16 protein-coding genes are annotated in these 17,834 nt (G+C 34.5%); 13 read left to right on the top strand and 3 right to left on the bottom strand.

Annotated features, from left to right (window positions below; translation table 11 throughout):
- Together GA0061080_RS06205 and ycaO are read left to right on the top strand one after the other, a co-directional pair.
- The coding region (locus tag GA0061080_RS06205; protein ID WP_141671739.1) for an IS3 family transposase at window positions 1–204 on the top strand (204 nt) is incomplete at its 5' end.
- A gap of 200 nt (window positions 205–404) precedes the next feature.
- Complete coding sequence (gene ycaO / locus GA0061080_RS06210) at window positions 405–2,171, top strand: 30S ribosomal protein S12 methylthiotransferase accessory factor YcaO (RefSeq protein WP_091122701.1); 1,767 nt, start codon at window positions 405–407, stop codon at window positions 2,169–2,171.
- A 56-nt stretch (window positions 2,172–2,227) separates the two neighbouring features.
- Here the strand turns inward: ycaO and GA0061080_RS06215 are convergent, their stop codons facing one another.
- Window positions 2,228–3,058, bottom strand: a complete 831-nt coding sequence (locus GA0061080_RS06215) for a shikimate 5-dehydrogenase (protein ID WP_091122705.1) — start codon at window positions 3,056–3,058, stop codon at window positions 2,228–2,230.
- Between the two features lie 70 nt (window positions 3,059–3,128).
- Between GA0061080_RS06215 and GA0061080_RS06220 the strand changes: the two genes are divergently transcribed.
- From GA0061080_RS06220 to mltG, 3 genes are all read left to right on the top strand, one after another.
- On the top strand, window positions 3,129–3,458 hold the full coding sequence (locus tag GA0061080_RS06220; RefSeq protein WP_091122709.1) for a nitrous oxide-stimulated promoter family protein: 330 nt from the start codon (window positions 3,129–3,131) through the stop codon (window positions 3,456–3,458).
- A 206-nt stretch (window positions 3,459–3,664) separates the two neighbouring features.
- A complete protein-coding gene (alr, locus tag GA0061080_RS06225) occupies window positions 3,665–4,765 on the top strand; it encodes an alanine racemase (protein ID WP_091122713.1) in 1,101 nt (366 codons plus the stop codon).
- On the top strand, window positions 4,758–5,780 hold the full coding sequence (gene mltG / locus GA0061080_RS06230) for an endolytic transglycosylase MltG (protein ID WP_091122716.1): 1,023 nt from the start codon (window positions 4,758–4,760) through the stop codon (window positions 5,778–5,780). Before alr ends, mltG begins: the two co-directional genes overlap by 8 nt.
- Before the next feature lie 121 nt (window positions 5,781–5,901).
- On the opposite strand, the gene ampD is transcribed toward mltG, so the two are convergent.
- Entirely contained in the window at window positions 5,902–6,753 is an 852-nt protein-coding gene (ampD, locus tag GA0061080_RS06235; protein WP_091122719.1) for a 1,6-anhydro-N-acetylmuramyl-L-alanine amidase AmpD, read from the bottom strand.
- A 197-nt stretch (window positions 6,754–6,950) separates the two neighbouring features.
- Here ampD and ppdD point away from each other — a divergent pair, with 197 nt between their 5' ends.
- The 5 genes from ppdD to GA0061080_RS06260 all read left to right on the top strand — a co-directional run bounded on the left by ppdD (window position 6,951) and on the right by GA0061080_RS06260 (window position 11,821).
- Window positions 6,951–7,382, top strand: a complete 432-nt coding sequence (gene ppdD, locus GA0061080_RS06240; RefSeq protein WP_091122723.1) for a prepilin peptidase-dependent pilin — start codon at window positions 6,951–6,953, stop codon at window positions 7,380–7,382.
- Between the two features lie 39 nt (window positions 7,383–7,421).
- Complete coding sequence (locus tag GA0061080_RS06245) at window positions 7,422–8,531, top strand: ATPase, T2SS/T4P/T4SS family (RefSeq protein WP_091122727.1); 1,110 nt, start codon at window positions 7,422–7,424, stop codon at window positions 8,529–8,531.
- Entirely contained in the window at window positions 8,528–9,703 is a 1,176-nt protein-coding gene (hofC, locus tag GA0061080_RS06250) for a protein transport protein HofC (protein WP_091122730.1), read from the top strand. The genes GA0061080_RS06245 and hofC overlap by 4 nt, the downstream gene beginning before the upstream one ends.
- Entirely contained in the window at window positions 9,703–10,452 is a 750-nt protein-coding gene (locus tag GA0061080_RS06255) for a prepilin peptidase (RefSeq protein WP_091122733.1), read from the top strand. Before hofC ends, GA0061080_RS06255 begins: the two co-directional genes overlap by 1 nt.
- Window positions 10,453–10,663: 211 nt before the next feature.
- On the top strand, window positions 10,664–11,821 hold the full coding sequence (locus tag GA0061080_RS06260) for a M20 aminoacylase family protein (RefSeq protein ID WP_091122736.1): 1,158 nt from the start codon (window positions 10,664–10,666) through the stop codon (window positions 11,819–11,821).
- A 70-nt stretch (window positions 11,822–11,891) separates the two neighbouring features.
- Here GA0061080_RS06260 and ygfZ read toward each other — a convergent pair whose 3' ends face one another.
- A complete protein-coding gene (gene ygfZ / locus GA0061080_RS06265; protein ID WP_091122739.1) occupies window positions 11,892–12,767 on the bottom strand; it encodes a tRNA-modifying protein YgfZ in 876 nt (291 codons plus the stop codon).
- 436 nt (window positions 12,768–13,203) lie between these two features.
- Between ygfZ and ilvI the strand changes: the two genes are divergently transcribed.
- The 3 genes from ilvI to GA0061080_RS06280 all read left to right on the top strand — a co-directional run bounded on the left by ilvI (window position 13,204) and on the right by GA0061080_RS06280 (window position 17,750).
- Window positions 13,204–14,922, top strand: coding sequence for an acetolactate synthase 3 large subunit (ilvI, locus tag GA0061080_RS06270; protein WP_091122742.1), 1,719 nt, complete (start codon window positions 13,204–13,206; stop codon window positions 14,920–14,922).
- Window positions 14,922–15,416 (top strand): acetolactate synthase small subunit, encoded by a 495-nt coding sequence (gene ilvN, locus GA0061080_RS06275; protein ID WP_091122746.1) that lies wholly within the window; start codon window positions 14,922–14,924, stop codon window positions 15,414–15,416. Before ilvI ends, ilvN begins: the two co-directional genes overlap by 1 nt.
- Before the next feature lie 156 nt (window positions 15,417–15,572).
- Complete coding sequence (locus tag GA0061080_RS06280; RefSeq protein ID WP_091122749.1) at window positions 15,573–17,750, top strand: IgaA/UmoB family intracellular growth attenuator; 2,178 nt, start codon at window positions 15,573–15,575, stop codon at window positions 17,748–17,750.
- The last annotated feature ends 84 nt before the right edge of the window (window positions 17,751–17,834 follow it).

Raw genomic sequence — 17,834 nt, forward strand, 5'->3', positions numbered from 1 at the left:
TATGACAATGCGGTAGCGGAAGCGACATTTAAAACAATTAAAACGGAATTTGTAAAAGGCCAACGTTTCAACTCAACGGCTGAGTTACAACGCGCTTTTTCGGCTTATGCTTATTGGTATAATCATAAACGATTACATTCTTCGTTAGGCTACTTGCCTCCCGTTGAATTTAAAAAACACTTACCCCTTAATTTTTTTGTTTGAAAATGTGTTGCCATTCCAACATTTTATCAAAGAAGAATAAGTCTTTAATGGTAAAGCCTTTAAAGTCTATTTTTTTGTTCATTTTATTTCCTTTTTAGTTGGATTGATTTTATTACTTCTATTTTTTTATATTTGCGTATAAAGTGATAATTTTTGAAAAGCGCAACAATTGTAACATAAAATTATTTTGAGATTAACTTATGAAAACTTATATCCCCGGTAAAGATGCTGCTCTTGAAGATTCGATCAACTATTTTCAGCAGCAATTAGCAAAATATGATTTAGAAGTAAAAGAAACTTCTTGGCTAAATCCGGTACCTAATGTGTGGTCAGTGCATATTCAAAATACTAAGTGCCCACTGTGCTTTGCTAATGGTAAAGGCGCAAGCAAAAAGGCTGCATTAGCATCGGCTTTAGGAGAGTATTTTGAACGGTTATCAACCAATTACTTTTTTTCAGATTTTTACTTAGGAGAGCAAATAGCGAATGCCGATTTTGTGCATTATCCAAGTGAAAAATGGTTCACCATTCCTGAAGATAATTCCCTACCTAAAGGACTATTATCCAAAGAACTACTTAAGTTTTATGATCCTGATCATGAATTGAGTGCAACAGATTTAATTGATTTACAATCAAGTAATGGTGATCGAGGTATCTGCGCTTTACCATTTGAACAACAGTCTGATAAACAAACTATTTATGTGCCAGTTAATTTAATTGCTAATTTATATGCCTCTAATGGAATGTCAGCCGGTAATACTCGTAATGAGGCCCGAGTACAAGGGTTATCTGAAATTTTTGAGCGTTATACGAAAAACAAAATTATTGCCGAAGCTATTAGTTTACCGAACATTCCCACTGAGGTTATTAATCGATATCCAGCAGTGTTATCGGCTATTGATGCACTTGAAAATGAAGGATTTCCGCTTTATTGTTTTGATGCTTCATTGGGTGGCGAGTTTCCGGTTATTTGTGTAGTGTTATTTAATCCTCAAAATGGAACATGTTACGCTTCGTTTGGTGCGCATCCAAATTTTGGCGTTGCACTTGAAAGAACAGTAACAGAATTATTACAAGGACGCAGTTTAAAAGATCTTGATGTGTTTTCACCTCCAAGTTTTGATAATGATGATGTTGCAGATCTTAGCAATTTAGAAACGCATTTTATTGATTCTAGCGGTTTGATTTCATGGGATCTATTTAATGAGCAAGCAGATTACGAATTTGTCGATTGGGACTTTTCTGGCACAACCGAGCAAGAATTTGCTAATTTGATGACAATTTTTACCCGCCATAAAACTGAAGTGTTAATTATGGACTACGAACACCTTGGTGTTTATGCTTGCCGAATTCTGGCCGTTGGTATGTCTGAAATTTATCCTCCTGAAGATCTTATAATTGCCAATAGCAATATGGCTATTGGATTACGAGAGCTTATTTTGTCATTACCTTACCAAAAACGTACAGCTAAACAGTACCTAGCAATTATTGAACGGCTTGATGATGAAGGGCTTGATGATTATGCTCGAGTTCGTGAACTTCTAGGTATTGCAACTGGTAACGATAATGCTTGGTTAACTCTTCGTGTTGGCGAGTTAAAAGCAATGCTGGCATTGGCAGGCAAAGACTTAATACAAGCACAACAGTGGATTGATTGGACGATTGAAATGAACGAGTCTATATTCACCCCATCACGCAATCATGCTTATCGTTGTTTACAGACATTAGTTAATTTTATTTTACAACGAGACAAAAAACAGTTTAATAACTATCAAGCTGCATTTAATAAAATGTATGGCAAAACCTGTGTTGATGATATGTGGCAATATGCTAATGGTGACAAAATATTTTTTGGTTTAGCTGATTATAAGAAAATCGAAAAACAGACCAATAACAATCTAGAACAGTTTGATATGCACCAAAAATTATTAGCTGTATATAATAAATTGCATCAGAAAATGTTATAAATTATTAAATTTTATTTAAATTCCACCGGTGAATACGGTGGAATGGATAACATTATTTAACCTTGCCTTGCAAATTCTCCTGCCAGCCTTACTAACTCTTCGCTTGGTGTTACACCGGTATATAACACAAATTGTTCAAGTGCTTGTATAACAGCAACATCGGCACCTGAAATAACGATTTTATTTAGTTTTTGGGCATATTTTATCATAGGAGTATCAACAGGAAGGGCAACTACATCAAACACAATATCGGCATTTTTTATCATAGTTGTGGGAAATGCAAGCGTCTCAGACTCAATACCACCAAGCATACCAATTGGGGTAACATTGATAATCAATTTGGCTTGATGTGGCAATATTTCTTGCTCATCCTTTACCCATTTATAGTTATATCGTTTGGCTAATGCTTCGCCTTTTTGTTGGTTGCGTGCGGCAATAATACCATTTTTAAATCCCGCATCATAAAAAGCGCCGATCATCGCATTAGCCATGCCTCCGCTGCCTTTTAATACAAATGGTGTTGTGTTATCAATCTTATTTTCTACAATGAGTTTAGCAACAGCAATATAATCAGTATTATAGGCTTTTAAATAGTGATTAGTGTTAACAATGGTATTAACCGATTGAATGGATTTTACTGAATCATCTAATTCATCAATAAACTCAATACAAGCTTCTTTGTAAGGCATTGAAATAGCACAGCCACGAATTGCCAAGGCTTTAATGCCATAAATAGCATCTTTCAAATTATTGGTAGTAAAGGCTTTATATAAGTAATTAAGATCGAGTTTTTCATACAAATAATTATGAAAACGAGTACCAAAATTGCTGGGTCTTGCTGAAAGGGACATGCAAACTGTTGTGTCTTTATTGATAATTCTTGCCATTACAACAAATCCTTGTGATCATATTAGATGATTTTATTTTACCACTTTCTTAATTAACGAGTATGCAATTATGGTTGCGAACAATAACGGTCCTAAAATACAGCAAGAAAAAGTAACAGTGAGCGCAATGATTTATTTATATTGCCGTAAACAACATCATAGCCAACATCATCAGTTATGTGAGGAATGCAACGATCTGTTGCAATATGCTATGCAGCGCTTAACAATGTGCCGTTTTGGCGAAGAAAAAACGACATGTGAACGTTGCCCTAAACATTGTTATCGTAAAGATTATAAACATAAAATAAAACAAGTAATGCGTTATGCTGGCCCAAGAATGTTAATTTATCATCCTACAATGGCATTGAGGCATCTTTATAAAAACTTGGTGAGTAGGTAAGTTATTACTATTATTAACGTATACTATGGCAAAACAAATATTAACTCGCCATAAAGTTAAAATTACGGTTTAGTATATTCTATTGATTAAAAATACTAATTTCCTAAATAGCCTAAAACTTCCACCGATTTGTATACTGTGAAAAATTTGTTATTATTAGAAATAGAATTTAAAATAATGGCTCGATAAGAGTCTGGATCAAAGAAATGTCTATTGCAGTTGTTGAAGTTAATCGTCAAGCAGTTATTCATAATGTTGAGTATCTCAAAAAAATGGCTCCAAATAGTCAACTAGTTGCGATTATAAAAGCCAATGCTTATTCACACGGTAGTGAGGAGATTGCTCAATTACTACATGATAAAGTGAATTATTTTGGTGTATCACGCTTTATTGAGGCCATGCAATTGCGGAACAATGGTATTAACACGCCGATTCTGGCTTTGGAAGGTTTTTTCCCGCATGATGATTTGGATTATTTTATTGATTTTAACATTCAACCAGCTATTCATAGCAAATGGCAAATTGACATGTTGCAAACATCTCTCCGTGAAGATCAAATTACCACATGGTTTAAACTTGATACGGGGATGCATCGCTTAGGTTTTTGTCCTGATGAAGCAAAGGCAGAATTTTATCGTTTGGCTAGTTGTTCAGTGGTTTGTAAACCGATTAATATTATGAGTCATTTTAGTTCGGCTGATGATCTCACTTCAAAACAAACGTTAAAGCAAATAGAACTATTTGATCAGTTTATTGACTCAATTGATGACAAATCACTGATTGGTAAATGTTCAATTGCCGCATCGGGCGGTATATTAGCCTGGCCAGAAGCTCAGCGTGATGTTGTGCGTCAGGGTATTGCTTTATATGGTGTTTCACCTTTTGATGAACCAATTGCTGAGCTACAACCTGCAATGACGTTTAAATCTGAATTAATTGCAGTACGAAAACACAAAAAAGGTGAATCAGTTGGCTATGGTCAAATTTGGTGTAGTCAGCAAGACACTTTGCTCGGTGTGGTTGCCATGGGTTATGGTGATGGCTATCCACGCAATATTCCAGAAAACACCCCTGTATTGATTAATGGGCGAAAAGTGCCCATTGTTGGTCGAGTTTCAATGGATATGATTGTGGTTGATTTAGGTATTAATAGCCTTGAAAAACCCGGTGATGAAGTCATATTCTGGGGATCAGAACTTCCTGTTGAGGAAATCGCAAAGCACACAGGAATTAGTGCTTACGAATTAATAACGCGCTTAACTTCACGCGCAAAAATTCATTATATAGATAAATTAAATTATGATTAAAAAAATATTTTTATACACTTTACTCACCCTTATATTAATTGTGGGTGGCTCGATCAGTATTGCTTATTACTTTTTACAGCAGTTTTCTAAACAGCAAATGCACGTTACTGCCGAAAATCAAATGTTTGTTTTGAAAAAAGGCACATCCATGCATCAGTTAGTTGAGCAAGTCAAAGCAAGCCAATTGCTCGAAAGGGCATATTTGCTCCCTTATTTGTGTAAATTAGAGCCATCATTAAGATCCATTAAAGCAGGGACTTACCAATTACATCCATACATGACGGTTGAAGAGTTTTTGCAATTATTGGTATCAGGCAAAGAGAGTAATTTTTCGATTAAATTTGTTGAAGGTAAGCGGGCTAAAGATTGGTTAAATGTTGTTCAAAATACGCCGTATATTCAACAAACTTTAGCGGGAAAAACGGATGAAGAAATTGCTAAACTACTTGGTATTGAAGGGTCGATAGAAGGTTGGTTATCACCTGATACTTATCTTTATACTGCAGATACGTTAGATATTAATATCTTAAAACGTGCGCATATGGTGATGAAAAGTAATTTGCAAAAAATCTGGGATAACCGCGATGGGGATCTTCCTTACCAATCTCCTTATGAGCTGCTTATTATTGCATCAATTATTGAAAAAGAAACTAGCCTCAGTTCTGAACGGGCAAATGTCGCTTCAGTATTTGTTAATCGTCTAAAAAGAAAAATGAAGTTACAAACTGATCCAACCATTATTTATGGTTTAGGTGACAACTATAAAGGTACCATTAGGCGAGTTGATTTAACTGATACCCAAAATCCTTATAATACCTATGTCATTGAGGGACTTCCTCCAACTCCAATTGCAATGCCAAGCCTTGCTTCTCTTGAAGCTGCAGCACATCCAGCTAAAACCAATTATCTGTTTTTTGTTGCGAATGGAACCGGTGGGCATACCTTCTCAACCACTTATAGTAATCATCTACAAGCAGTGAATGTGTATCGGCAATTATCGAATAATGGAAATTAACATTAAAAAAATCAAATAAAATCAATTGTTTTACTGGCTGTTTTTATTAAGTCCTTTTGGTTTAACCATTGATATACATTAATGTACTGTATATTAATGCGGTACATTTTATCTTGTTAATTTACGATAATTCATCAAGTTGTTTAATAAGATTGAGCAGATGATTAACATCTTGTTCTTGCTCTTTTAGTGCTTCTTCAAAATAAGGGTGCAGAGCGAATTTTGGTAAATTTGCTTTGGCATCAATCATTGCTTGTATTCGTGGAATAAAAACCCACTGCAACCATTCGTGCGCTTGCATGGTATCAATAGCAAAGGGCTCTTGGCTTAAAAAAGCATGAGGATTTGGCGGTGTGGTTTGCCATAGATCGATTTTTTGCAATTCTATAATAATTTTTTCAAGTTGCTTAAGTAGCATGTCTGCTTGTGATTTTTGTGCAAGCAAATTTTGATAATACTGCCAATCAAAACAAGGCCCAGGATCGGTTTTGCGATCGGGGGCAATATCGCTATGACCTGCGATATCTTTGATAGCATAAGTCTGTTGTAATAATAATGTGATGTTTGCTAATTGTTGATATTGTTGTTCGGTAAAATTATCGCTATCACATCCTTCCATTTCGATACCAATCGAAAAATCATTACAATTTTCTTGCCCTTCAAATACTGACTTTCCTGCGTGCCATGCCCGTTTATCAAATGGAACAAATTGAATTATTTCACCACCTCGTCGAATAAATAGATGACTTGACACTTCAAGTTGATAAATCGACTCAAAATATGGATCTTGCTTAGGATCGAGCTTACCGGTAAATAACTGTTCAACATAAGGGCCGCCATATTGATTGGGTGGCAAGCTGATATTATGGATGACAAGTAACGATATCGGTTTATTTGTTGGACGTTCATTATAAAAAGGCGAAACAATCTGTTTTACACCTTGTAACCAACCATTAATAATTTTTAGGGACATATTGACTCCAACTTATCTAATAAACCGATGTATGGATTTGTTTTGCGATCTGTTTCACGAAAATTAGACATACAACGTAACAATCAAGTGCATAATGGATTTTGCATTCCAACCTAGCTATTTCGTTATTATTTCATTTTTTTGTCTTGTTATAAAGAATCCACTATTAAATAACTGACTGAAAAATTGAGGTGTTTATGTCTAATCAATCGGGTTTTACATTATTTGAACTGATGATAGCCATTGTTGTCATTGCTATTTTAACCGCTATCGGCGTACCAGCCTATCAAGGATACGTAAAAAAAGCCGCACTGACTGATATGTTACAAATAATGACATCATATAAAACCGCTGTTGAAATTTGTGCTGTTGAAAGAGGTGGTTTAACTAACTGTAGCAATGGTAACAATGGTGTGCCCGCAAGTCGAACGTCGAACTATGTAACTTCAATTACAGTCAATAACGGTATTATCACCTTGGTTGGAACCAGCGCTTTATCAGGGTTAACAACGACACTAACCCCTACAGTTAACGCCACTCATGGCAATTTAGATTGGAGCCGCGTTTGTACCACATCACCTGTTGATACCAGTTTAACCAGTGCTTGTGAAGATATTTTTAAATTTTAATGTTTGTATTTAAAAATTAACTGATAAGGAAGCACCATTATGCAAGAAGAACAGCTAATTGAAAGTATTGATAAATTACTGCTTGAAGCATTAGATAAGCGTGCTTCGGATATTCATTTTGAGCCTTATCAACATAGTTATCGTATTCGTATGCGTATTGATGGTGTTTTGCACGATATGCTATCACCACCTGTTGCATTAGCAAAACAAATTACCGCAAGGCTAAAAATTATGTCTAAGTTAAATATTGCTGAACATAGATTACCCCAAGATGGACAACTTGTGATTGACCGTTACACCATGCGTATTGCCACTTTACCCGTCATGTATGGTGAAAAAATTGTTTTAAGAGTTATGGATAATCATGAATCAGAACTAACAATTAATGATTTAGGGTTAACAGACGCTGATCTTTTAACATTCAAGCAAATTTTAAACTATCCACAAGGTTTGATCTTAGTTACAGGACCAACAGGTAGCGGTAAAACGGTAACACTATATAGCGGATTAAAGCGGTTAAATAAAACCGAACGTAATATTTGTAGTGTTGAAGATCCCATTGAAATTCCCCTAGAGGGCATTAACCAAACTGCGATTAATCTTAAGGCTGGCTTAACATTTGCTATTGTATTGCGTACCTTACTACGGCAAGATCCTGATGTAATGATGATTGGCGAGATTCGCGATCGTGAAACCGCCGAAATTGCCATTCAAGCTGCGCAAACCGGGCATTTAGTGTTATCTACATTGCATACTAATTCAAGTGTCGAGGCAATAACACGATTAAAGCAAATGGGAATAGAAAATTATCTATTGTCATCAAGTTTAAAATTAATTATTGCTCAGCGGTTAGTTCGAAAATTGTGCCCACACTGCAAAGTTGTGGCAAGTGATTTGGTTAAGTTAGACAATGAATACCAACCCCATTATTTAGCTTCAGGATGCCCAAATTGTATTGGCGGCTATAAAGGGCGAATTGGATTATACGAGTTTTTAGTCATCAGCTCCGACATTCAACAGCAAATATTAACCAATCAAACAATTTTACCTTCAAATATGACTTCGCTAAAAATGGCTGGACAAAAATTAGTGAAGCAGGGAATAACAACATTAGCTGAATTAAATCGAGTCTTGGGTGATACAGTATGAAACGGCTCTATTATTGGTATGATGTCGATTTTAATCAACACAAAATTATCGCCGAATCATCACAGGCTGTTAAACGGCATTTATTGTTACAAGGTAAAATCGCCATTAAGATTAAAGCAGGTAATATTATTACCGCACATAGCTTTAATCGTACTGATTTGCTGATGATTACTAAACAATTAGCGACGATGTTAAAAGCTGGATTATCTATTATTGATACATTGCAGTTACTCGCCCAAGAGCAAACTAAACCACACTGGCAATATTTGTTACTTGATATTAAGCAACAAATAGCTAAAGGCGAATTTTTATCCCAAGTATTACGGCAACATTCTTCGGTATTTTCTGCCCTGTATTGCGAAATTATAGCAACAGGCGAACTGACAGGGCAGCTTGATGAAAGTTTTGAGCAGTTAGCTGTATTGCTTGAAAAATCAATCAAACTACAAAAAAGCTTAAAAAAGGCAATGCGTTACCCAATGTTTTTATTATTGGTTGCGGTAATTGTAAGTTTGGTGATGTTGTTGTTTGTTTTGCCAAAATTTTCCGATATTTATCAAGACTTTGATGCCAAGTTACCTGCTTTTACACAAGGTGTTATTGATTTTTCTAATTATTTGCAACAAAGCTGGTTAATTTGGTGTGTAATTTTTTTTATTAGCTATTTTTGTTATCAGCGCTATTTAAAAGTACGCTATCGCTATAAAATCGAAAAGATAATAATCAAAAGTCCTTTTATTGGTCCAGTGATCAAAACCAGCTGCTTAACGCAGATTTTTCAAACCATTGCGATCACCCAAAAAGCAGGCATACCATTATTAGCGGGTTTAGCTGCAGCGGCTAATACCACTTATTATTGCCTTTATCGTGATAGTCTTTCGAAAATTATAGCTAGTATTGAGCAAGGACATGCATTTAGCCATGTATTGCATCAGCAATTATACTTTCCTAGCTTATGTGCCCAGCTTATTCATGTAGGCGAAGAGTCAGGTACGCTAGATTTAATGCTTGATAAGCTAGCTAACTATTATCAAGAACAAAATCAAACCCTAACCGATAATTTATCGCAAGCGTTTGAGCCACTATTAATGCTAGTATTGGCGTTGATTATTGGTAGTTTAATTGTAGCTATGTATTTACCGATATTCCAAATGGGCGAAGTGATTCACTAATGTTAGTCTTTATTATTATCTATTTAGGTCTTTGTATCGGTAGCTTTGTTTATGTTGCTTATTACCGTTATTTGCCAACATTGACACCGTACCAATATTTATGTCGAATTAGTTTTCATCGTTCTGCTTGCCCACATTGTCATAGTAAGCTTAAAGCTTGGCAATTGATACCGATTATTTCTTGGTTAATATTAAAACGGCGTTGTTATTACTGCAATACTAATATTTCATGCCAATATCTTATTGTTGAATTATTTGTCGCTGTTTTATTTACTTTTATTTATATTGATAAAAGCATCAATTATCAAAGCGGTATTTTAATGATTCTTGGTTGTTATTTTTTACTTTTAGCTTTAATCGATTTTAAATACTATTTATTGCCAGATTTGTTTACCCAACCACTAATGTGGACAGGTGTAATGCTTGCCTATTTTGATTTGGCAAACATCGTTTTAACCGATGCTTTGCTAGGTATCTTTTGGGGATATCTATTATTAAAAATACCTGCTACTTTATTTTATTTGGTATTTAAAAAACAGGGATTAGGGGGAGGTGATATCAAATTGCTTGCCGCTCTTGGTGCTTGGTTGCCTTATACATCATTACCAATGTTATTATTTTTTGCTTCCCTATTGGGGATTATATATTCTCTTTTTTTGCGATATGTGATCAATGAACCAAAATCAAAAGTTATTCCATTTGGTCCTTTCTTATTAATTTCTGGTTATGTGATTTATTATTTCTGTTAAAAAGTTTCAGGAAAATAGGTGTTTTAATCAATTTATTGTTAATCAATAAGTGTTAAAAGTGCATAAATGTATTATTTTTTCATTAAATGCAATATATAACTAAAATTGATATCCATAGTAAAAATAGTTATTTTTATAAAAGTGAAAATCGCGTTATAGTGTTAGCTAGGTTTGTTGAACCGCAGGTTATTCACCTACTAAGGAATTACTTATGATATCTAATAGTATTAATCAATTAAAAACCGAAATGATAACATGGCGCCATCATATTCACGCCCATCCAGAAACAGCCTTTGAAGAGGTTAAAACCACGCAATTTATTATCGAAAAGTTACAATCCTTTGGTATTACCGAGCTATATACTGATTTTGCGCCAACTGGGGTTGTTGGTATTATTAAAGGTAATTGTGATGGGCGATGGATTGCTCTGCGAGCTGATATAGATGCATTAGATATTATTGAATCAAATAATATTGATTATTGCTCAACCATTTCCGGCAAAATGCATGGGTGCGGTCATGATGGGCATACTGCTATGTTACTAGGAACGGCTAAATATCTTAGTGAACACCGTGATTTTGCCGGTACTGTTGTTGTTATTTTTCAACCAGCTGAAGAAAACGAAGGTGGAGCCAGAGTAATGGTTGAAAATGGCTTATTTGAACGATTCCCGATTGAAGCCGTATATGGCATTCATAACCAACCTAATATGGAGTTAAATCACTTTTATATTAATCATGGTCCTATGATGGCTTCGTATGATGTATTTGAGATCAAAATAACGGGTGTTGGTGCTCATGCTGCTGCGCCTCATCTAGGGAAAGATACAATTTTAACAGCTACGCAAATCGTGAATGGATTACAAAGTATTGTGAGCCGTAATGCTGATCCTTTAAGTTCGTTGGTAGTTAGCGTAACGCAAATTCATAGCGGCGATACTTGGAATGTGTTACCACAAGAAGCGGTGATTCGTGGCACGGTTAGAACATTTAGTGCACAAGTACAAGATATGGCTGAAAATCGTATTAAACAAATAGCAACAGGTATTGCCACAACATTTGGCGCCAAGGCGAAAGTAGATTATCAACGTCGTTACCCAGCCACCATCAATTACGCTAAACAAGCTGATATTGCTATTGCCGCTGCTAAACAAGTTGTGGGACAAGATAACTTAATTATTGATCCTCTTCCTTCAATGGGTTCAGAAGATTTTGCTTTTATGCTACAAAAAATCCCAGGTGTTTATGTATGGTTGGGCGCTGGTAAAGGGGCTAATTTGCATAATCCAGCTTTTAACTTTAATGATGAAGTGTTAACAACTGGTGTAAGCTATTTTGTTGAAATTGTTAACCAAGAACTTGCTAATTAAGTTAGAATGATAAACCAACGACAGCTAGGATAAACGTTGTGTCATTCCAGCTGTCGTTGGGGTTAAAAAATTAAAATGTCATTCGGCTGTTATCATTTCCATATACTCTAAATGGCGTATTTAAATCAATTCCATTATTAAGTACCACTTGGACACAAACACCGTCTTTTTCGTCCAATTTTGCCGCAGCTAACACAAGTCCCCCTTCTCGCCAACCACCAGCAAGTTTATACTCAAGCGTACTGCCTATTTTAGGTAGAACATCACTCGTACCTTTTATTACATACATTCCACGAGTATTTGCTCCACGGAATTGCGCTCTAGCTACCATTTCTTGCCCACAGTAACAACCTTTTTCAAAGCTGATTGCGTCATAAGATTGTAAATTACAGGCTTGTGGTAATAATATTGCCATATTGTCATTATCAATAATAGGGTAACCAGCTTGCAAATCAAGTTTTAGCCAGTCGCTACATGGATGTAAATCTTCAGAAATAGGCTCCGGTGTTACCATAATAACACGCATTTGCGGTAAAGGTAGTTTGATATAGGTGATCTTATTTTCAGTAAAACAGTTTTTATCGCTTAATTTTCTTGCGATTTCAGTGGGAATCGCATCTCCAACCAAGCCGACCATATTTAAATCGTCGACTGGTGTAATAGTAACTTTAGAAAAAACAGCATATTTAGCTAGTTCGGCAACCTGTTTTTTAACAACACTTTTGCGCTCAATATAGTAAATATCGTTACCTCGTTGAAATAACAATAAAGTACTCCACATTCTGCCTTTATTGTCACAATGAGCAGCATAAAGCGTAGATTGTTCTGAAAGTCGGTTAATATCGTTGGTTATTTGACCTTGCAGGAAAGTGCGGTTATCCTCACCAGTAACTTTAACTAATTGCCAGTCAGCAAGAGAGGTTGGTTTAGAAGAAATATTGCTCATATTTGTACCTTTGGGTGAAGAAGAATCCTAGTACCGTTATGGCTAGAAATACTTATCTTCTGAGTTTATATAAAAAATAAAAAAATAACAATAAAATCAATCTGCAATATTTGAATAAAATTGTTAGTTTTATGGGTATTATTCATGTGTAGAAGTTTTTCGCGTTGTTTACTGTAATTTGAGAAATTACTGTTATAAAAAACAAAATTAAAACTCTATCACATAAAAGCGATAGGGCTCTGATAAAATAAACAAAAATAACCGTTACTAATTTGGTTAAACGCTTTATGGGTTTTTAGCGAATTATTTTAACTATAAAGTGTAAACAAGTCGGCGTTCTCCTATAACTTAGCTAATTGACTTTATTGATTTTTATTACAAGTTGATGCAAAATGACTCACTATATAATAAATCAATAACATTGGAGGCAACAACCATGGTGAAGCTGTCAGGTGCAGAGATGGTTATTCAATCTTTGATTGACCAAGGAGTAAAACAGATATTTGGTTATCCCGGTGGTAGTGTTCTTGATATTTATGATGCAATTCATACACTAGGTGGAATTGAACATATTTTAGTTCGCCATGAACAAGCTGCAGTACATATGGCTGATGGTTATGCAAGAGCAACGGGCGATGTGGGCGTGGTTTTAGTTACATCAGGTCCAGGTGCAACTAACACTATTACAGGTATTGCAACCGCTTATATGGATTCGGTACCGTTAATAATATTATCTGGGCAGGTTGCTAGTAATTTAATTGGCAATGATGCATTTCAAGAGTGTGATATGGTTGGTATTTCACGTCCAATTGTAAAACACAGTTTTTTAGTCAAAGACAGCAAAGACATACCTGAAACCATCAAAAAAGCGTTTTATATTGCCTCAACTGGTCGGCCTGGTCCTGTCGTTATTGATTTACCTAAAGACATTGTGAATCCTGCCAACAAATATAATTACCATTATCCAAAATCAGTGACTATGCGCTCTTACAACCCAACTATACAAGGGCATAAAGGGCAAATTAAAAAAGCGTTAACCACTTTATTAACAGCTAAAAAGCCTGTTTTGTGTATCGGTGGTGGGGTGATTGCGGCAAATGCCAGTGATGTAATTAAAAAATTTGCTGAAAAATTAAATTTGCCAGTAACGTCAACACTAATGGGAATTAGTGCCTTTCCTGGTACTGACAAACATTACCTTGGCATGGTTGGTATGCATGGTGTTTATGAAGCCAATGTAGCTATGCATAATGCTGATGTTATTTTGGCTATAGGGGCAAGGTTTGATGATAGAACAACAAATAATGTTGAAAAATATTGCCCAAAAGCTAAAATCATTCATATTGATATCGACCCAACCTCAATATCAAAAACCATTATGGCAAGTATCCCAGTTGTGGGTGATGCTAAAATAGTGGTTGAAACAATGTTATCTCAAATTGATGAGCTAAATGTAACGCGTGATTTAGATGCATTAGTTGATTGGTGGAAGCAAATTGAGCATTGGCGAGCTCGTCACTGTTTAGCGTATAGCCATGAAGGTGAAAGCATCAAACCTCAAGAAGCGGTTGAAGTATTGTATAAATTAACGAAAGGCGATGCATTTGTAGCAACCGATGTTGGCCAGCACCAAATGTTTACAGCGCTTTATTACCCATTTGATAAGCCACGTCATTTTATTACCTCCGGAGGGCTTGGCACAATGGGATTTGGATTGCCAGCAGCGCTTGGAGTTAAATTGGCGTTCCCTAAAAAAACTGTAGTTTGTGTAACGGGCGATGGCAGTATCCAAATGAATATTCAAGAGTTATCAACCGCATTGCAATATGACTTACCTGTGCTTGTTTTAAATTTAAATAATCGTTTTTTAGGTATGGTTAAGCAATGGCAAGATATGATTTATGCAGGCAGGCATTCTAGCTCTTATATGGAATCACTCCCCGATTTTGCCAAGATTGCCGAAGCCTATGGTCATGTTGGAATGGTAATTACTAAACGTGAAGAACTAGAACCAAAACTCAAACAAGCCTTAGCCATTAAAAACCGCTTAGTTTTTGTTGATGTTATGACCGATGCTACTGAACATGTTTACCCAATGCAAGTTCGTGGTGGTGCAATGAACGAAATGTGGCTTAGCAAAACGGAGAGAACCTAATGCGTTATATCTTATCAATTTTAACCGAAAACGAACCGGGCGCATTGTCACGAATTATCGGCTTGTTTTCGCAACGTGGTTTTAATATCGAAACTATCACCACTGCGCAGACTGAAGATCCTACCATGCACCGCATGACAATACAGACTAGTGGTGACGAACACGTCCTTGAACAGATCCAAAAACAGCTACATAAGCTAGTTAATGTTTACCGCGTACATGATTTAACCGAAGGACCTCATGTTGAGCGCGAAATTATGCTAGTTAAAGTCGCTGCAAAAGGATCTGATGCTCGTGATGAAGTTAAACGTTGCGCTGATATTTTTAGAGGATCAATTGTAGATGTAACAGCAACACATTACATCGTACAATTATCGGGTACTAGCGAAAAACTAGACTCATTTTTAGCCTTGATACGTGAAACTTGCAACATTGTTGAAACCGTCCGTTCTGGCATTATTGGTTTATCGCGTAGTGAAAAAACAGTTAAATAGCTATATTTATAATTAAGATATTTATAGATAACTTATTTAATCAAAGGCGTATTATACGCCTTAATTTTGTCAAAGATACAATAATAAAAAATATAAAAGAAAAGTTATATTGTTAACTTTATTTAATACCAGCAATAATATAAGGAAAATATAGGGATGGAGTTTTATTGGTTATTTAAAGTTTTTTTGATAGGTCTTGCTTTATTCTCTTGGATTAGCTATAGGTCAGAAAGACATCAAAATAAACAAAATTTAAATGATATTATTAATGAACGCATTTCAATAAGAAAATTAACAGAAGACGAATTTCAACTTCTACAGCCTTATCTAGATAATAAATGGTTAGTATTCCCTTATAAATATCAATCTTCTTTAATTGATTTAGAGGTATCAAAGTTAGCAGGAAATTGTGTCCGCCATAGTTTATACACTAATACTGAAGAAACATCTTTTTATTATGAGATTGGGGGGATTGAACTCTTTTTTCCATATAACATGTATCGCTATATTACAGCTTTTAACGTTGTAGAAGTCGTTTTTACTAAAAAATATGCATTTGTCGTTAAAATCAATGATTATGATATAAAAACAGTTGCAGATTCTCAAGACGGAGTCATATACTCAGAACTCGATGAACCTTGGCTATACGAACAATCTCTTGATCTTGAAACTTTAGAAGATGATGAGCTAAGTAGTGGCAAAGCAGCGAAAATAAAATCAGAAACTGATAACAAAATTAACTATGTTCAATTGTTAGAGCGAGAAGAAACATCATTAGAATCAAAAAATAGAAACAAAAAAACTAATGGTATATTATCAGCGTTTTTTTTGGTATCAATGACAGTATCTTTCCTGATGTATTGGTATTTGAATAATTCAGCCATTCTTTTTTTAGTCATTTTTAGTTTTATTTTTTTTATTCTATTTTATTGGTATCAGCCAAAATCTAAATACGATTTATATAAAGTAAATTGCATTAAAGGATTAATTAATAATAAAAAAACTAATAAAAAAGAAGTTACCATAGGTAAAAACTATATTTTAAAAGTTCCGCATTATTGGTTGCCGTTTTTGCCTGAAAAATCGTTTATTCCAGCTAACATGGATGTAACAGTAGATGATAGAAAGTTAATTCGCTATGAAAACACGCTTTCAATTAACCAAGAAATTGAACAATTTGGGCCACCAAAATTTGTTAAACGTAATTTAATACTCTTTATTACTGGAATTATTTTATCTGCTGTTGTCTATTTTCAAACAAATATTGTTGGTAATGCGTTATTAGCTTATCGGATTTTCAATCAAAATGTAATATTTTGGAAACTAGAAGATGAATCAGTCTTAAAAAACAGCCCAATTCAAAAAGGTGATCTGGTTAACATACAAATGCGTAATGCATCATGTGATGTCAATGAAAAGAGTAATGAAAAAGGATGCCATACATTATTTATCAACGATCAACCTATTGAAAATAACCACGTAGTATCAATGGCGGATCAAATGAAAAGCTTGTTTGATAACAATTTTATTGATACTCATATCGATCGTGATGTTATGAGAGTTCAGCAATATCAAGACAGATTGAATGAAATGTATAAACAATATGATAGGCAAGCATCAATCTATAGCATGAATATCAAAAGCCTTTATACAAAACTAAAAAATATAGGAAAAATTGTTACTACTTTAGATAAAGCTTGCAACGTTTTTGAATTGGATTGTCATAACGTTAGAAAAGAATTATCTATATTTTATAATAGTTCTAATTGGCAAGAAATAGTTAAAAATGCTGAAAAGAATCCAAATTATAATGAGGTGGTTGATAACAAATTTGTATCTAGGCTTGATAGCCTAATTTCAACATTAAAGAAAGATATATTAGTAAAAATAAAGGATAAAGTTTCAAATTATCAGCATCAAAAATCAAGCCTAAGAATTGATTTATTTAATTATAGCTACAAAGACATAAGCACTCTAGATCGTGTAAATAATGGAAATCTTCAACAAGATTCATTATTAGAATTAAAGTTAAATCATTATTATGATGTTCTATTGGCCAAAGCAGGAACAATTAATATTATTGGATTGGTTAAAGACATTTATTATCAAGATAACAATACAATATCAGGTTTAAAGGTTGATGCAAATTATTGTTACAGTATGAATTTAAATGATCTATTTTCATTAACATCACCAGTTTTAATAAGCCTTGTTATTTTTAGTGTTACTAGCTTAATCTCATTCTTTAATGGCATAATAATGTGTTATAAATTAATTGCAAATCGTCGACGACAAACAGAAATCATTAAATTTTATAAAAATAGAATAATCTAATTATGATATAACTTATTGTGATGTAGAGATTAAACGTAATTGCATTTAATCTCTACATTTTTAAAAATAAAAATAATAACTGGC

The sequence above is a fragment of the Gilliamella intestini genome (assembly GCF_900094935.1).
Lineage (GTDB): Bacteria > Pseudomonadota > Gammaproteobacteria > Enterobacterales > Orbaceae > Gilliamella > Gilliamella intestini.

What these genes read in the sequence shown, in the direction of transcription:
- GA0061080_RS06245 (WP_091122727.1), top strand. Translation starts at nt 7,422, where the DNA reads ATGCAAGAAGAACAGCTAATTGAAAGTATTGATAAATTACTGCTTGAA.
- GA0061080_RS06260 (WP_091122736.1), top strand. Translation starts at nt 10,664, where the DNA reads ATGATATCTAATAGTATTAATCAATTAAAAACCGAAATGATAACATGG.
- GA0061080_RS06220 (WP_091122709.1), top strand. Translation starts at nt 3,129, where the DNA reads ATGGTTGCGAACAATAACGGTCCTAAAATACAGCAAGAAAAAGTAACA.
- ppdD (WP_091122723.1), top strand. Translation starts at nt 6,951, where the DNA reads ATGTCTAATCAATCGGGTTTTACATTATTTGAACTGATGATAGCCATT.
- ilvI (WP_091122742.1), top strand. Translation starts at nt 13,204, where the DNA reads ATGGTGAAGCTGTCAGGTGCAGAGATGGTTATTCAATCTTTGATTGAC.
- ycaO (WP_091122701.1), top strand. Translation starts at nt 405, where the DNA reads ATGAAAACTTATATCCCCGGTAAAGATGCTGCTCTTGAAGATTCGATC.
- ampD (WP_091122719.1), bottom strand. Translation starts at nt 6,753, where the DNA reads ATGTCCCTAAAAATTATTAATGGTTGGTTACAAGGTGTAAAACAGATT.
- mltG (WP_091122716.1), top strand. Translation starts at nt 4,758, where the DNA reads ATGATTAAAAAAATATTTTTATACACTTTACTCACCCTTATATTAATT.
- hofC (WP_091122730.1), top strand. Translation starts at nt 8,528, where the DNA reads ATGAAACGGCTCTATTATTGGTATGATGTCGATTTTAATCAACACAAA.
- alr (WP_091122713.1), top strand. Translation starts at nt 3,665, where the DNA reads ATGTCTATTGCAGTTGTTGAAGTTAATCGTCAAGCAGTTATTCATAAT.
- ilvN (WP_091122746.1), top strand. Translation starts at nt 14,922, where the DNA reads ATGCGTTATATCTTATCAATTTTAACCGAAAACGAACCGGGCGCATTG.
- GA0061080_RS06280 (WP_091122749.1), top strand. Translation starts at nt 15,573, where the DNA reads ATGGAGTTTTATTGGTTATTTAAAGTTTTTTTGATAGGTCTTGCTTTA.
- GA0061080_RS06255 (WP_091122733.1), top strand. Translation starts at nt 9,703, where the DNA reads ATGTTAGTCTTTATTATTATCTATTTAGGTCTTTGTATCGGTAGCTTT.
- GA0061080_RS06215 (WP_091122705.1), bottom strand. Translation starts at nt 3,058, where the DNA reads ATGGCAAGAATTATCAATAAAGACACAACAGTTTGCATGTCCCTTTCA.
- ygfZ (WP_091122739.1), bottom strand. Translation starts at nt 12,767, where the DNA reads ATGAGCAATATTTCTTCTAAACCAACCTCTCTTGCTGACTGGCAATTA.